The sequence below is a fragment of the Fibrobacter sp. genome, from assembly GCA_024399065.1.
Classification (GTDB): domain Bacteria; phylum Fibrobacterota; class Fibrobacteria; order Fibrobacterales; family Fibrobacteraceae; genus Fibrobacter.
On the sequence record JAKSIB010000012.1, the window covers coordinates 1 to 15,366 of the forward strand.

General features: G+C 48.1%; 10 protein-coding genes and 1 tRNA gene. 8 read left to right on the plus strand and 3 right to left on the minus strand.

The window, feature by feature from the left end:
• Nucleotides 1-406: 406 nt before the first annotated feature.
• On the minus strand, nucleotides 407-3,469 hold the full coding sequence (locus tag MJZ25_07540) for a CHASE2 domain-containing protein (protein ID MCQ2124023.1): 3,063 nt from the start codon (nucleotides 3,467-3,469) through the stop codon (nucleotides 407-409).
• An 86-nt stretch (nucleotides 3,470-3,555) separates the two neighbouring features.
• Here MJZ25_07540 and MJZ25_07545 point away from each other — a divergent pair, with 86 nt between their 5' ends.
• The 5 genes from MJZ25_07545 to pth all read left to right on the plus strand — a co-directional run bounded on the left by MJZ25_07545 (nucleotide 3,556) and on the right by pth (nucleotide 9,123).
• On the plus strand, nucleotides 3,556-6,633 hold the full coding sequence (locus MJZ25_07545) for a DNA translocase FtsK (GenBank protein ID MCQ2124024.1): 3,078 nt from the start codon (nucleotides 3,556-3,558) through the stop codon (nucleotides 6,631-6,633).
• Nucleotides 6,634-6,802: 169 nt separating this feature from the next.
• Nucleotides 6,803-7,702: a 4-(cytidine 5'-diphospho)-2-C-methyl-D-erythritol kinase gene (gene ispE / locus MJZ25_07550; GenBank protein MCQ2124025.1), complete on the plus strand. Its 900-nt coding sequence runs from the start codon at nucleotides 6,803-6,805 to the stop codon at nucleotides 7,700-7,702.
• Nucleotides 7,703-7,736: 34 nt separating this feature from the next.
• Nucleotides 7,737-7,808: transfer RNA gene (locus tag MJZ25_07555), tRNA-Gln, on the plus strand.
• Between the two features lie 38 nt (nucleotides 7,809-7,846).
• A complete protein-coding gene (locus MJZ25_07560) occupies nucleotides 7,847-8,425 on the plus strand; it encodes a 50S ribosomal protein L25 (protein ID MCQ2124026.1) in 579 nt (192 codons plus the stop codon).
• 146 nt (nucleotides 8,426-8,571) lie between these two features.
• On the plus strand, nucleotides 8,572-9,123 hold the full coding sequence (gene pth / locus MJZ25_07565; protein ID MCQ2124027.1) for an aminoacyl-tRNA hydrolase: 552 nt from the start codon (nucleotides 8,572-8,574) through the stop codon (nucleotides 9,121-9,123).
• Nucleotides 9,124-9,154: 31 nt separating this feature from the next.
• Here the strand turns inward: pth and MJZ25_07570 are convergent, their stop codons facing one another.
• Complete coding sequence (locus MJZ25_07570; GenBank protein MCQ2124028.1) at nucleotides 9,155-9,652, minus strand: DUF456 domain-containing protein; 498 nt, start codon at nucleotides 9,650-9,652, stop codon at nucleotides 9,155-9,157.
• Between the two features lie 183 nt (nucleotides 9,653-9,835).
• Here MJZ25_07570 and guaB point away from each other — a divergent pair, with 183 nt between their 5' ends.
• Both guaB and MJZ25_07580 read left to right on the plus strand, forming a co-directional pair.
• On the plus strand, nucleotides 9,836-11,293 hold the full coding sequence (gene guaB / locus MJZ25_07575; protein MCQ2124029.1) for an IMP dehydrogenase: 1,458 nt from the start codon (nucleotides 9,836-9,838) through the stop codon (nucleotides 11,291-11,293).
• Between the two features lie 329 nt (nucleotides 11,294-11,622).
• A complete protein-coding gene (locus MJZ25_07580; GenBank protein MCQ2124030.1) occupies nucleotides 11,623-14,058 on the plus strand; it encodes a hypothetical protein in 2,436 nt (811 codons plus the stop codon).
• A 19-nt stretch (nucleotides 14,059-14,077) separates the two neighbouring features.
• Here MJZ25_07580 and MJZ25_07585 read toward each other — a convergent pair whose 3' ends face one another.
• Nucleotides 14,078-14,515 carry a hypothetical protein gene (locus MJZ25_07585; GenBank protein ID MCQ2124031.1) on the minus strand — a complete coding sequence of 146 codons (438 nt, stop codon included), beginning with the start codon at nucleotides 14,513-14,515 and terminating at the stop codon, nucleotides 14,078-14,080.
• A 173-nt stretch (nucleotides 14,516-14,688) separates the two neighbouring features.
• Here MJZ25_07585 and MJZ25_07590 point away from each other — a divergent pair, with 173 nt between their 5' ends.
• Nucleotides 14,689-15,354, plus strand: a complete 666-nt coding sequence (locus MJZ25_07590; protein MCQ2124032.1) for a hypothetical protein — start codon at nucleotides 14,689-14,691, stop codon at nucleotides 15,352-15,354.
• Nucleotides 15,355-15,366 lie beyond the last annotated feature (12 nt).

The following is a 15,366-nucleotide window of genomic DNA, read 5'->3' on the forward strand; positions in this document are numbered from 1 at the left end:
GAACCTTTGACGAGTCCCGTTTACAAAATTTTCGTGTTGAGTGTATCCTCGGCGAGTCCCGTTCGAGAAAAGTTCATCTTGAGTGAACCATTGACGAGTCCCGTTTACAAAATTTTCGTGTTGAGTGTATCCTCGGCGAATCCCGTTCGAGAAAAGTTCATCTTGAGTGAACCTTTGACGAGTCCCGTTTACAAAATTTTCGTGTTGAGTGTATCCTCGGCGAGTCCCGTTCGAGAAAAGTTCATCTTGAGTGAACCATTGACGAGTCCCGTTTACAAAATTTTCGTGTTGAGTGTATCCTCGGCGAGTCCCGTTCGTGAAAAGGTCACTCGCCCCCTGCACCCTAGAAACTTACAAGGTAAGTTTCAGGCTGGGGGTTCCAGGGGGGAGATTCCCCCTTGCATCATTATTTCTCAGTTGCGGTGAACACGCCGTCCCACTCTTCGCCGTCGGCAACAGGCGGATGCAGCTTGTAAGCTTCGCAGCGCTTGATGTAGACGTGGCTAGGTGTAGTCTTGCTGCCCGGATCACGGTCGGGATGGTGAGGTTCCAAGTCGAGACATTGAGTGAACAAGTCGATTGCGTTGTCCCAATCCATAGCCAAGTAGCACAGACGAGCCTTTTCCCAAATTTCAACAAGCTTGCGGAGCTGTTCTGCGTTATCGCACTTGCTCTTTTCCAAAAGTTCAAAGGTCTTGACCGGCTGGCTCTTACCCACCACGCGGACGGTGTCCAGGGAGCGGTAAATGAATCGTCCTTCTTCAAGATTCTTCTGGGTGTCTTCGCTAATTTGGATGTAGGCACCGTACTGCTTGGCTGCACTTTCCAATCGTGCGGCCAAGTTCACGGCGTCACCCATCATGGTGTAGTTCTTACGCATGGTAGAACCCATGTTTCCCGTCACGATGTCACCGGAGTTGATTCCGATTCTCATATGCATGTCGTGAACAACCTTAGGCCACTTGTTACCTTCGCTAGCCCACTTTCTACGGAGTTCCATAAGCTTGCGTTGCATGCCAACGGCGGAGTAGCAAGCACTTTGGGCGTGGTTTTCTAGGGGCATGGGCGCGCCGAAGAACGCGATGATTGCGTCGCCTTCGTATTTGTCCAACGTACCCTTGTTTGTTAGCAAGGTGTCGGTCATGGCGGTAAGGTATTCGTTCAAAAGTTCAACCAGTTTACTCGGGTCGCCAATCTTTTCGGAGAAGGTGGAGAAGCTTGCAATGTCGGTGAAGTATGCGGTAATGTTGGACTTTTCTCCGCCCAACGTCGGCATAATTTCATTGTTCACCATGGCGTCGATCAGTTCAGGAGAAATGTACTGTTTGAACGCATTGTTGATGAAGCTTTTTTCCTTATTTTCGAAATAGAACTGGACCACAAGGGCTGTGATGTTCGTTAGCAAGATGGCGAGAACTTGCTTGGATACGCCGATATAGATGCCTGCTTCGAAGTAGCGGAAGGCAATGAAAGTGTAGACCGCCATTAACACGATGGAAATAGAAATAGAGAAGTAGCTCTTTAGGAACAAGCCAAGGATAACGCAAAGGAGAGCCAACAAAATAACAATCAGCTGCTGGTAACGTTCTCCCAAGGTGACGATGTATTCGTCTTCAAGAATGTTCTTGATGATGGTTGCGTGAATCAAGACCGCCGGGTAGTTTTCTTCGTGAGGACCCGGCACAAAGTCGAATAGGGCCGCTGCTGCAGAACCCAAGATGAAAATTTTTCCTTGATAGAAAATGGGATCCACACGGTGCTTGTAAACGTCGTAATAGGAAAGATGCTGGAAGGTTCGCAAAGCTTCTGCGGTATTGTAGCGGCCTTTATAACGAACCTGGTAACGTCCGTAGCGGTCAATAGGAATGTGTTTTTCCGGACCGAAACGCAATTCTTCGCCGGGGGCGAGGTTTTGAATTGCCAAATCGTCTGTTGCTTCGATATCGCGGATAACTGCGTCGGAGAGGATGACCTGGGTGGCGTGCCATTTCTTTGTGGGCTTGTCATAACGTACGTCGAGATCCAAGGACAGAAGCGCAGGCTTTCCTACAGGAATATTCTTGAGGGAATCTTCGAAGAAATGAACTGCCTTGACCACGTAAGTGGTGATGGTTGCTTCCTCTTCGTCTTCTTCGTCTTCAATAACAAAGCGGTCGCCGGTGAATTCTTCTTCATCGAACTTGATAGAGATTCCGTCACCCAAGTCCAGGCTAGAGCCCTTTTCCACCTTGTCCAGAACGGCGGGATCCATTTTGCGGATGGCATCGGAAAGTCTTGGAGTAAGGAGTTGTCCTTCGAAGATTTCAAAGGTAATGGAACTGTCCTTGCCCTTTGTGGCGATAATCTTGGAAGAAATGTCGATAAAGTCTGATGTTGCCTTTTTCTGGAATTTCTTTTCTTTCAGCTTGTCGCGGAGGGAGAGGAACATGGGGTAGCTGAAGTACGGGTAGGTTGTGTGGTAACCGCCGGTGCTATCCCTGTAAATGCCGAAAGCCTTGCCAACGTTGATGTACTTGCCCATCTTGATTTCCACGTTCTCCGGCTTCTGGTGGAAAAGGTGGAGGATGGTCATCAAGGACATGGTGGAGTAGATTCTAGAGGAATCAATCTTGCCTACTTCTTCAAGAGACGGGTCCAGCGTGGGTTCCAGTTCCGGGTTGGGGAACCGGTACAGCAGGGAGACGCGACGGACGACACCATCCTGGTCCGGGTAGGCGTTGACGGAACCTACGAATTGGCCGGCCTGGGCGAGTTCCGGGAACACGTTGTCCAGGAGGTCCTTGGGTTCGATGTTCTTAAGGCTGTCTACCTGATTGTTGTTGATAACGGACTGGAAACCTACTTCCTGGGCGCGCTTTTCGCTACTGAGGGGGCGCCATTGGGATTCGTGCTTGTAGGACTTTGCGTCATCAAACATATCGCAGACGATGACGTTTCCGCTTTCCTTGACGGCTGCGACAAGCATAGAGTCGTAGTTGTAAGTAGACAAAATTTCAGGATAGAGGGAGTCCCAGGATTTTTCTGGTTCCACTTCGGTCAAGAGGCTCATGACCTGGCCGGCTTTCTGTTTGCCGAAGTCAGCATTCTTAAAGAGAATATCGAAGCCAATCGCTGCTGCGCCGCCTTCGCTCAGATGCTTAACCACGTCTGCGTGGATGGAACGGTCCCATTCGTTATAGTTGCCCAATTTTGCAAGGGCGGGTTCGTCGATATCCACAATCAAGATGCTGGGGTCGTAATTACCCGAGGTCTTGATTTTGTCGTTTCCACCGAAGTCTTCTTCGATACTGGTTGCGGCTTTAAAGAAAAGGTCGTAGAAAAGATTTTCAAGAGATTCGGCACTGTTTCTCGTGTTGCCGGTAATCTCGTTCTGGGTACTACCGAAAATAAGAATCAATACAACGATGATGGCGGAGATGAAAAAACCGGCTCCGACTTTCTTCGTCTTTTTAGAAAGTTTTACTTGCATGGAATTAAAGATAACAAGTTGCCGGGATTTGTCATTTTGCTGACAAAATATTAGACTATATTTATATGGAAAATTTTGGAGGAGTCTTGGCTACTCAAAAGAAGAAATCGGCAAAAAAGCCTGTTAAGAAGAAAAATAGCGGTACAGAAAACGAACAGGGCTTTGGACTTGTTTTGGCAGGATGGTTCCTGCTGGCTTTAGGTGTCATCCTCTTGCTTGGTTGTGTAAGCTCCGTTTATAGCGGAAGTCACGGCAACTGGCTCGGCCCTTATCTTGGAAAGTTGATTCCTAATGCGGTGATGATGCTTTTTGGCAAAGTCTCCGTGCTGTTCTTTACAAGCTCCCTGGTGCTTTGGGGGTTGTGCCTTGCATTTGATAGCCTGAGAACAAAGATTCTCCGCTATGCCTTGGGCCTTACGCTTCTTTCTCTGGATTTGTCCTTCCTTTTGGCTCTGAAGGTTTATGGCCTGGGTCAGGTTTCCAAGGATGTGTTGATGTTGAACGGTGGTATTTTGGGCCAATTCTTTACCCAGAATATTGCCATTCCTATTTTTGGACAGGAATCCTGCATGGCTCCGCTGATTATTTTGGTTGTGTGCTTTATCCTGATTCTCGTTCTTTCTTTTGGACTTCGTCCCCGCCATTTCCATTTCCTGGTGCAGACTTCCGATTGGCTCAAGAAGGTCTTTGGCAAAAAGCCTGTGCTGGAAGCTGAAGTCGTTGAACTTGACAATTCCGATCGAACAGTTCGTGGTGGCCGATCTGAAAAGGACGACCAGTCCATTGCTCAGCCAGCAAAGCTTCGCCGTGGTGTCATGATGGATGATGAAACGGTAATGCTGGAACCGGATGCCTTCAAGATTCGTCGCAAGGGTAGGGTGGTTCCCTTTAATGGCCGTAACAACTGGCTCGATAATGAGCTTGATGGTCGAAACGTTTCTGAAGCGCCTGGTGAAATCCCGTTTGCCGCAGAAAAGACTATGGCACCCACGATGGCTGCTGCGGAACAAACTCTTGCTGCAACAATGGGGGGGGCTGGTGCCGTGGGCGGTGAAGATCCAGAAATTGCACGCTTGCAGGAATACTTGCGTTTGAATGAACGTAAGATGAATGCCCTTGAAATCATGGAAGTTCGCGAAAAGATTGCTGCCTTGCGCAGAGCCCGCGATATGATTGACTGGGAAAAGGGCCACAAGGGTCGCTTGCAGGTAAAGGGCGATGTCCGTCGCGATAACGTGGAAACTGTGGAAAGCGCTCCTGCAGCGAATAGTCCTGTTGATGAAAGAACTATTGCTGCTGGTGGAAATTCTGCAGACAGGACGATTGCTGCCCGAGGTGCTGCCGTTACCGCAAGGGTTCGCTCTTTCAATGCCGCCGAATCCACCATGGGTACAGACTCCTTGGATGCATCCGACGAGCCTACCATCGCATACGGCCGTAATGAAACCGCTTCTGCAAGTGAAATTGATCCTGAAAGTTTACTGGGAGGTGACGGTGCCGCAACTGACGATACCTTTACTCCTGTAGTTTATGGTGCCGACGACACTTCCGATATGGAACCTGCTTTGGATGCAGAATCTACCATGGGTGGCGATATCGGTACTGTGATTCCTAGAGGAAATTCCGGGGCTCAGGCTGCAGCTATTCCGCAACCCGATCCTACGGAACATTACGACGAATACAAGGTGCCCGCTATTTCCGACATCTTGTCTGATCACGAAGCCCAGACTGCGGACTATACCGAAGAAGAACTGAATGCCATCGGCAAGATGCTTGAAGAAAAACTTGAAAACTTCAAGGTGAAGGGCCGTGTCATTGGTTGCGAAACCGGTCCCATGATTACCCGCTTTGAAGTGGAACCGGGTCCTGGCGTAAAGGTTAGCCGATTCTCCGCTTTGCAGGAAGACTTGGCTCTTCCGTTGAAGGTTTCCTCTGTGCGAATTCTTGCTCCTATTCCGGGTAAGGCTGCGGTGGGTATCGAAATTCCCAATCGTAAGTTCCAGACGGTGTTCAGCAAGGATGTCTTTGAAAGCGAAAAGTTCAACCCGTCTCCCGAGAAGATTGTGGTTGCCTTGGGTAAGGACATTACCGGCGAAGCCTTCTCCATGGATTTGGCAAAGGCTCCGCACTTGCTGATTGCTGGTCAGACTGGCTCTGGTAAGTCTGTCTGTATTAATGCTCTTATGGCAAGTATGCTGTTCAGCAAGACTCCGGATGAACTCCGCATGATTCTTGTGGACCCGAAGGCAGTGGAACTTAAGATGTACGAAAGCATCCCGCACCTGCTTGCTCCTGTGATTACCAAACCCGAAATTGCAATTCAGGCTCTGCAGTGGCTGTGCTACGAAATGGACCGTCGTACCGAAGTTCTTGCAACGGCAAAGGTTCGTAACATCGGTGGCTTCAACGCCAAGTATGAAGCTGGCGAATTGCCTGACGATATTCCGGAAGAAGACAAGGGCCACCGTATGCCCTTCATCGTTGTGATTATCGATGAGATGGCTGACCTTATGATGGTTGCTGGTAAGGAAATTGAAAAGTCCGTAGCCCGCTTGGCAGCAAAGGCTCGAGCCGTGGGTATCCACTTGGTGCTTGCAACTCAGCGTCCTTCTGTGAAGGTGATTACGGGTATTATCAAGGCCAACTTGCCTACTCGTATCAGCTTTAAGGTAGCATCCCAGATTGACGCCCGTACCGTGATGGATCACGCGGGTGCAGAAAAGCTTTTGGGCCGTGGCGACATGCTATTCAAGGCTGTGAACGATCCGGATCCGGTTCGTGTTCATGGTGCATTCCTTAGCGATGAAGAAGCGGAACGCTTGGCTGATGCCTGCTCCAACCAGAACGTCTTTTACCCGCAGGTGGAATCCTTTGATGTGTCTGAAGGCGCCGAAGGTGATGAAGATGGGGAAGGCGGAAAGAACCTTGGCAAGCTGGATCCTCTTCTGTTCGATGTGGCCTGCTGGGCTATTGAAGTCAGCGGTCTGTCCACTTCTGCTGTGCAGCGTCACTTTAGCGTGGGCTATAGCCGTGCCGGCAAGATTGTTGACCAGCTTTATGGCCTTGGAGTTTGTGGCCCCAGCAAGGGTAATTCCAAACCGCGAGCAATGCTTGTGGGCATGGATGAACTGATGCAGATGGAACGCTCCGGAACCTTTAGATAGATAGTTACAAAGTGCGATTTATGAATTACGAGAAGACAAATGGCGAGCTTTGCCCGCAAAATAAGAGGGCGGCGAAGCCGCGAAAAAAATCTCGTAATTCGTAACTCATAATTCATACCTCGGCCACCGAACCTCGAACCTCGAACCTCATACCTCGAACCTCATAATTATGCGCGAATATGCTCCTTCGAAAATCAATTTGTTTCTAGATGTAATCCGCAAGCGTGAAGATGGCTACCACGATCTTGGTACCGTTTTCCAGACTGTGGATGCTGGCGATACTGTTTCTGCTGATCTTCGTAGCGACGGCGAAATTGTTTTAACCTACAACAATCCCCAGGAATATCCGGTACAGTCCGACTTGGTTTTCAAGTCTGCAGTTGCACTTAAGGCTTATGCTGTTGAACAGGGTGTTGCCGGTGCTGAAAATCTTGGTGCAGATATTTACCTGGAAAAGGTAATGCCCCTTGGCGCCGGTCTTGGTGGCGGTAGTGCAGATGCCGCAGCAACCCTCCGCCTCTTGAACAAGTTGTGGAACTTGAATTTTGCTGCCGAAGTGCTGGAAGGTATCGGTGCAAAGCTAGGTGCCGATGTGCCGTTCCTGGTTCGTGGTGGTTCCGCCTTTGCCGAAGGCATTGGTGAAAAGCTGACTTTCATGAAGCCTCTCCAGCTTGCCGAAGGTGAATACCTGCTGATTTGTACCCCGCTAGACGCTGTTCCTACCAAGGATGCCTATGCCGGAGTTCCCAAATCTGGCCCCGACCGTTGGGAAGGCTACAAGTCTGAATGGGCTTCTGCCCAGTCCACAGGTCCTAGTGCGGTGAACGAATTCTGGCAGAAGAACCTGTTTAATTCTTTTGAAATCTCTGTTTACCCGAAGCACCCCTTGGTAGAACAAATGAAAGATGAATTCCTGCGCTTGGGAGCAAAATGTGCCCTGATGTCAGGTTCTGGCGCATCGGTATTTGGCGTTTTTGCATCAAAAGAGCAGGCTGAAAGCGCTGCAGATGCTATGAAATCCATCTCCCGCTACCAAAAAGTAACCCGCTTTTGGGTGCCGACCCTTTAAAATTTGGCCGTAAATGCTATATTTGCGCCACCATTGGGGTATCGTCAAGTGGTAAGACAACGGATTTTGATTCCGTTATTCGTTGGTTCGAGTCCAGCTACCCCAATGAATTTTTCTTTAATCATAAACTCAAATGGAGTAATTATGGAACTCACTAAGCTCGCAGCAACCTTGAGAGTACAGGGCAAGAGCGCAGACGCTAAGCGTCTCCGCAAGGCCGGCCAGATTCCGGCTGTCTATTATGGTAAGGGTCAGGAAGCAGTGAATGTCAGCGTTAGCGCTGCCGACGTTCGCAAGGTCCTCGCCCCGGGTAAGCGTTATACGCTTCTCGACCTCGTTATCGATGGCAAGGAAGGCAACGCCGCCGTAATTTACAACTACCAGAAGGACGCCCTCACTCAGGAAATCACCCACATCGACTTCCTGAAGATCGACGACTCCACCAAGGTTAAGGTTCGCGTTCCGGTCAAGCTCTCCGGTCTCCCGGTTGGCGTTAAGACCCAGGGCGGTACCTATGCTCAGCAGAACCGCTACATCAACCTCGCCGCAGTCCCGACTGCCATTCCGACCGCAATCGAAATGGACATCTCCGACTTCCCGGCTCCGACCACTTTCTACGCCAAGGACCTCAAGCTCCCCGAAGGTGTGGAACTGGCTTGCACTCCGCGTGTTGTTATCTTCAACATCACCGCTAAGCGTGGCGCAAAGGCTGAAGAAGCATAATTCTTCTGAATCGAAATTCGATTTGAAAAAGACTGCATTGCATTTGCGATGCGGTCTTTTTTTATGGGCAACATTAGCTGCCGTCTCTTTTTATATTTGTAATGTAAAGGAATTAATGGCTTTGCCGCAAGAATAAGCAGGTTTATATGTACATGATCGTTGGTCTTGGAAATCCGGGCTCTCAGTATGCAAACACCCACCACAATGCGGGTTTTATGGCTGTGGATAAGCTGGCTTCTTCTGACGACTGGAAGTCTGAGCACAAGGCTCTGACCCAGAAGGTGAACATTGCCGGTCAGGATGTTTTGTTGGTGAAACCTCAGACCTATATGAACTTGTCTGGTGAAGCCGTGCAGGCCTTGATGACCTGGTACAAGGTTAAGCCGGAACAGCTCCTTGTTTTCAGCGATGACATTAACTTGGATGTTGGCCGTATCCGTTGCCGAGCCAATGGTAGCCATGGTGGTCAGAACGGCCTTCGTAACATCATTGAAAAAATCGGAGACAAGTTCCCTCGTTTCCGTTTTGGTGTGGGCAAGTGCCCTCCCAAGTTTGACTTATCCAACTGGGTTCTGGCAAAGTTCCCGCCGGAAGATCGCCCGGCTTTTGATGAAGCCTTGGCCAAGGTTCCGGCACTTGTGGAATGCTACTTTAAGCTTGGCATTGAAAAGTGCATGGAACGCTATAACGGCAAGTAGCTGCCGCTGCGTTCTGTGCGATAATCTACCGTTACTTTATAAGTAATTGATAGACCATCATGAATGCGACGATGGCTGCGTAAATCAGCTTAAAGCCAGTGCCGCATAAGAATCCAATGAAGGCGCCTGTTGCTGAACGGGCAGAAACCTTCAGGTCCTTGCTCATAATCAGTTCGCCGATCAGTGCTCCCAGGAAGGGCCAGATGATAACGCCCAGCAAGCCTTGGGGACCGAAGGGAAGGCCGATGAAAGAAACGATGAGGCCGATGTTACAGCCCCAAACGCCGGCCTTGCTTCCACCGAACTTCTTGGTGCTGATGGAGGGGATGACGTAATCCAGCACGGTAATGATTGCAGCCACAATAGCCATGGCGATCAAGAGGGTTGCTCCCAATGTGACGGACGGATAAAAACTCAGTAACAGAAGGGCTGCCCAGCTGATGGGTGGGCCAGGAATGCCTGGGGTCACGGAACCAACAAAACCGACAATTGCAAGAATAATTGCGATGATAAGAATAACGATGTCCATGGCTCTAATATACAAATTCAAAAACCTGTAAAAATACCCTATTTTTTACACGTAAGAAAATGACGCGTTATTCACCTTTTGCTATATTTGCTACGCAAAAAGAACGAGGCGAATGCTGCAAAAAATAACTTGTTATTTTTTATTGCTGAGCCGAGTACCTTTTCTTGAAAAAGAGGTTCATTTATGAAAATTTTGCCTGAAGCTTTGACGTTTGATGACGTTCTTCTCGTTCCCGCAGCTTCCTCCGTTTTGCCCGCTCAGACAGACGTGAGCACCCAGCTTGCCCCGAACATTAAGCTCAACATTCCGGTAATCAGTGCCGCTATGGATACTGTCACTACCGCTCCTCTCGCCATTTCTATCGCTCTCCAGGGTGGTCTCGGTATCATCCACAAGAACATGAGCATCGAAGAACAGGCAGAAGAAGTTCGCAAGGTCAAGCGCTGGCAGTCCGGTATCGTTAGCAATCCGGTGACCCTGGAAGCTGACCAGCCGGTTTCCGTTGCATTTGAAATGCGCGCTATTCACAAGATTAGCGGTTTCCCCATTCTCAAGAATGGCAAGTTGGTGGGTATGCTCACAAGCCGTGACCTCCGCACCATCTCTGACTTCAGTGTGAAGATTGAAAAGGTGATGACCAAGAACCCGGTCACCGCAAGCCCGAAGATCAGCCTCGCAAAGGCTAAGGAACTTTTGGCTGAAAAGCGTATTGAAAAGCTTCCCCTCGTGGACAATGCTGGCAACCTCAAGGGCCTCATTACCATGACCGACATTTTGAAGCGCGAAAACAACCCCTCCGCAAGCCTGGACAAGAATGGCCAGTTGCTGGTTGGTGCTGCTGTTGGTACTTCCGCAAACACTTTGGAACGTGTTGCTGCTCTCGTTGAAGCTGGCGTTGACCTGTTGGTTATCGACACCGCTCACGGTCACCACATTGGCGTCCGTAACATGGTGAAGACCGTTCGCAAGAAGTATCCGAAGCTCACCATCTGCGGTGGTAACGTTTGCACTCCGGAAGCTGTTACTGAACTTGCCAAGTGCGGTGCTAACATTGTTAAGGTTGGTATCGGTCCTGGCTCTATCTGCACCACTCGTATTGTTGCTGGTGTTGGCTATCCGCAGTTCTCCGCCGTCGTTGAATGCGGTAAGGCTGCTCGCAAGGCTGGCGTCAAGATTATCGCTGATGGTGGCCTCAAGTTCTCTGGCGACATCGTCAAGGCTCTCGCTGCTGGCGGTCACGCTGTGATGATCGGTTCTATGTTCGCTGGTACCGAAGAAGCTCCGGGCGAAGTCATCCTCGCTGATGGCCGTTCCTTCAAGAGCTACCGCGGTATGGGCTCTCTGGGCGCTATGGCTGCTGGTTCTGCAGACCGTTACTTCCAGGGGGGCATTAAGGAACCCCGCAAGTTTGTTCCGGAAGGCATCGAAGGCCGCGTTCCTTACAAGGGACCGCTCCGCGATACCATTTACCAGATCATCGGTGGTATCCATTCCGCTATGGGTTACGCAGGTGCTGCAAACCTGAAGGAACTCTACGACAAGGCTACCTTCGTTCGCATCACTGGTGCAGGTCTCCGCGAATCTCATCCCCACGATGTGACCATCACCAAGGAAGCTCCGAACTACCGTTCTGAAAGCTAAGGTTCGTTGTACAGGAATTGACCTGTGCGACAAATAGTCATCCTGGAGCCGTGAGGCGATAGGACCCAAGATTTAAAATTCCCGCTGCAGTAATCGCTGCCGCGGGATTTTTTTGTTTTCAAAAATTTTCGTTAGAACCGGTGACTAGCCCTGCGAACAAACTATTCTAACAAACTCAAGTCAATTGTAAAAAAATAATTCATTTGTATTAAAGACAAATGGATATAGATTAGGCGTGGGTTGAACAATAGGGTTAGATTATGTTGTTGAGGAGAGTTCTTTTCTCTGTTCTCTTATTTGTAGTTGCCGGATTTGCCTCTGGGGGAAAATTGTCGGGCAAAGGCACCGTAGAGAATCCTTGGCAGATTGCCGATTATGAGGATTTGAAAGCGGTGGGCTCTGGTGCGTACCTTTTTTCTTGCCATTACGTCTTGGTCGCAGATATTGACGCGTCGTCTTCTGCTCAAGAAAATTGTGCCGATGATGGTTGCAGGGGATTTGTTCCTTGGGCTGTGAATGAAAATTTCACAGGTTCCTTGGACGGACAAAATTATTCCATTAATCATCTATATATTTGGGAACCGTCAAAGGGCTATGTTGGATTTATCTCCAATTTAAATGGCTCTGTTTCCAATTTGAAATTTGATGATTTGAAAGTGATGGGTAGCCTGCAATATTCCGATCATGTTGGCGGTGTGGCTGGTCGTATTTCAGGAAAGGGACGCATTTCCAATGTTCATGTGACTAATGGTTTTGTACATGGATTCCGTTATGTTGGTGGTGTCGCTGGCCTTGTTTCCTCTACTGCTGAAGATTCCGTGGATCACTCTCTCGACAATGTTTCATACCAGGGAAAGGTTGTTGGGAAAAGAGATGTTGGCGGTGTTGTTGGATTTTTGAGAGGTAACGCAAAGAATGCTGTTTCCAATGTGAATTTGTACGTGAAGATGGACAACGCTGGTGGCATTGTCGGTAGAATGGTTGCTTCTCGCGGAAGTTCCTGTTCTGTTAATCAAAGCCGTTCAAGAGTTGTATTCCATGCCTTGGATTGGAATATTGATAATGTTGGCGGTATTGCTGGCCATGCGGAAAAGTGTACACTGCGACAGGATAATGCCGACGTAGATTTTGCTGTGGTTGATCCTTTGAATCATTATCCCATGAACAGCAACATTGGTGGCCTCATTGGAATCTCTGATAGCAGTGAAGTTTACTTCTCCTTTGCCCAGGGAAATGTCAATGGTCGTGAAACTGTTGATGGACTTGTTGGAAGCAACTCAGGCGATTTGGCTTACTCTTATTTTATGGGTAGTGTCAATGGCAAGTCCGTTGTAAACCAACCGGAAGAAATTTTGGGCCAGTCCTTTAACATGCCTCCCGTTGCGGCTCCCACGGCTGCAGAAAAGCGTCCGGAAAGTCCTGTGGTAAATGTTGTTGCCGGTGGTGACCATGAACTGATTGGACAATGGTTGAACTGGGCTGTCTATAATAAAGACCGTGATTCCATTTACTTTCCGTACCGTGCTGGCTATGTGCTTGAATCCGATACAATCTGGGGCCCCTCGAGCTACATGGCTGTTCCCAACAAGATTGAAATTTCTTCCTTTGAAGACTTGAAAAAGATTGGCCACGATGACGCCTATCCTTTGTCTGCCAGTTACGAATTGACTGCTGATATTGATGGAATGGATTCTGCGTTCGCTCCCATTGGCGATAGCCTTGAACCTTTCATGGGAACTTTTAATGGCAATGGTCATACCATCAGCAACTTGAAAATTGATGAACCGAAACAAAGTTTTGTTGGATTGTTCGGGGTTGTTAATTACGGAACCATTGAGAACTTGAAACTTTATAAGGCAAATGTAAATGGTGCTTCTGCTGTTGGAACCTTGGCTGGTATTGCGAAAGATTCCAAAATTCATGACGTGATGTCTATCGATGGCTTCGTGTCAGGCGTTGATTCCGTTGGTGGCTTGGCCGGTGTCTTGGGCTGGTCTGGTGAAGATGATGGCCTTGTATATCAGATTGCTTCAACTGGAAAAGTTTCTGGCAGAAACAGCGTTGGCGGCATTGCTGGAAATATTACTTTCGTAGACTTGCAAAATGCCTTTGCTATTAGTGCCGTAAAGGGTGTGAAAAATGTGGGCGGTTTGTTTGGCGTGAACAATGGATATTCCCAGTGGATCAATGTTCAAACATCCTATTTTGCAGGAACTGTGGAAGCCGACAATGAACGTGGCATCATTGGCTACGAAGACGAATCTAGGGATTCCTTGTGCTACTTTAATAGAGACTTGGTCAAGGACGAAAATATTTCAGGCCTCTCCACCAATGAAATGGTTTTGAAGTCTTCCTTTGAAGGTTTTGATTTCAGCTTTGTATGGGAAATCCAGGAAGGAGTGTCTTATCCTTACTTGAAGGGTATGGATCCTGTGCTGCCTGGTGCCATGGACGAAAAAGTAGATTTGGATATGTCTAGTGTGGCGTCGTCCGAAACTGCAGTCGATGAAGTTGTTGAGGATGGCAAGATGACCGCGCTTCGTAATGGTGATGTTGCAATCCTGATGTTTGACATCCCTCGCGACGGCGATGTATCCTTTAGCATTGTAGATGGAGATGGTCACGACATTCTTCAGAAGGATGTGGGGCGTTTGTCTGCTGGTTCCCACGTGAGCCCCATTGATTTGAATGGCTTGACACAAGAGCGCTTGATTGCGGTTCTTTCTCTGGACGGCGAGTCCATGAAAAAGACTCTGCTGAAATAATTGAATTAGAGGTCGAACCCTAGTTGGGATTCTTTCGAAGTTCACGCATGGCATTGCTGGCCATTTCGTGAACTTCTTTTTGTTGGTCGAACTTGTGGTAGGGAAGGATTTTAACTTCCACATTGTTTGGCTTTTCAAAGTTTAGAATGTACTGGACGTTTGAAAGAAAAACGATTTTCGAAAAGGTGGTGGGGAGGGTCGCGACAGGTTCGCAATTGGAGTTGCTTGCGAAACCAAATTTTTCCAGGGCGTGATTCATTGCCTTGAAAATCATCTTGAATTCGGTGGTGTCAAATTCGGCACAGGTGTAGGTGTCGATTGTTGTTGCGCAGGAACCGTCGCGAGAATCTTCCTTGAAAATTTGTGCAATATAGGCGCCGCCACCGGCCCGTTCCTTGTGGCCGTAATCGCAGCTTCCGCCTACCCAGATGTAGAGAATGTCCTTTTCGAATTTCACGAACTCAAATGTAGTCAAAGACCAGCAGATATTCGCTGAATGCACGCGCTCCTTATTGATGAAAAGTTTGTCTGTGGAATGACAAAAGATGTTTTTTTTTGTAAACAAAAGTTTTCGAGAAAAAGCAAGAGAGTAGATTCTGTATTTCTATATTCCTTTTTAAGGAGGAACAAATGAAGATTGTTGCCAATTTGATGGTGCTTGTTGTTTTGGGTTTTGTTTTGACGGGCTGTGGACCTACTCGAAGAATTATCTACGACGATTCAGAGATTCTGCCGATGGATCAAACATTGCCCTATTCCATAAACATTGATATTATGGATGATCGCAGCAATGGAGACTCCTTAAGTACGTTGCCCCTCCGCTTAGATCGCGAGGATGTATTTGATGATACACGTCGCTGCTTGAACGCAGAAAATGAATATGCTGATATTGTTATTGAAAAAATTAATAGTTCGCTTGTGTCTCATTTTAAACGAGCTCGTTTGTTTGAAGATGTCGGTTTGGATGATGATTATGAATTCTCGCTTAAGGGCAAGTTGAGTACGTTTTTCGGTTACCAGGATTTTTCCTGGGGAACTGCCATCGCAGCTAATTTTGGACTTATTGGTGCCTTGTTTAGTTCTGGTAATACCACTCCTGGTGTGATAACCATTGAAATCAAAAATTTAAGAATAGTCGATAAAGAAAGGAAAGTCGTCAAAAAATATGGGGACTTTAAAAGAGTGTACAGTGAAGAATATCCCATTGATGCTTACTGCTGGTATATATTCTCTCACGTCAATGATGCCTTGAAAAAGTTTAACGAAGAATTGACTGAATTTATTTCTTCTAATTAAAAGCATTCGGTA

Coding starts and splice junctions, on each gene's coding strand:
- ispE (MCQ2124025.1), top strand. CDS start 6,803: ATGCGCGAATATGCTCCTTCGAAAATCAATTTGTTTCTAGATGTAATC.
- pth (MCQ2124027.1), top strand. CDS start 8,572: ATGTACATGATCGTTGGTCTTGGAAATCCGGGCTCTCAGTATGCAAAC.
- MJZ25_07570 (MCQ2124028.1), bottom strand. CDS start 9,652: ATGGACATCGTTATTCTTATCATCGCAATTATTCTTGCAATTGTCGGT.
- MJZ25_07560 (MCQ2124026.1), top strand. CDS start 7,847: ATGGAACTCACTAAGCTCGCAGCAACCTTGAGAGTACAGGGCAAGAGC.
- MJZ25_07540 (MCQ2124023.1), bottom strand. CDS start 3,469: ATGCAAGTAAAACTTTCTAAAAAGACGAAGAAAGTCGGAGCCGGTTTT.
- MJZ25_07590 (MCQ2124032.1), top strand. CDS start 14,689: ATGAAGATTGTTGCCAATTTGATGGTGCTTGTTGTTTTGGGTTTTGTT.
- guaB (MCQ2124029.1), top strand. CDS start 9,836: ATGAAAATTTTGCCTGAAGCTTTGACGTTTGATGACGTTCTTCTCGTT.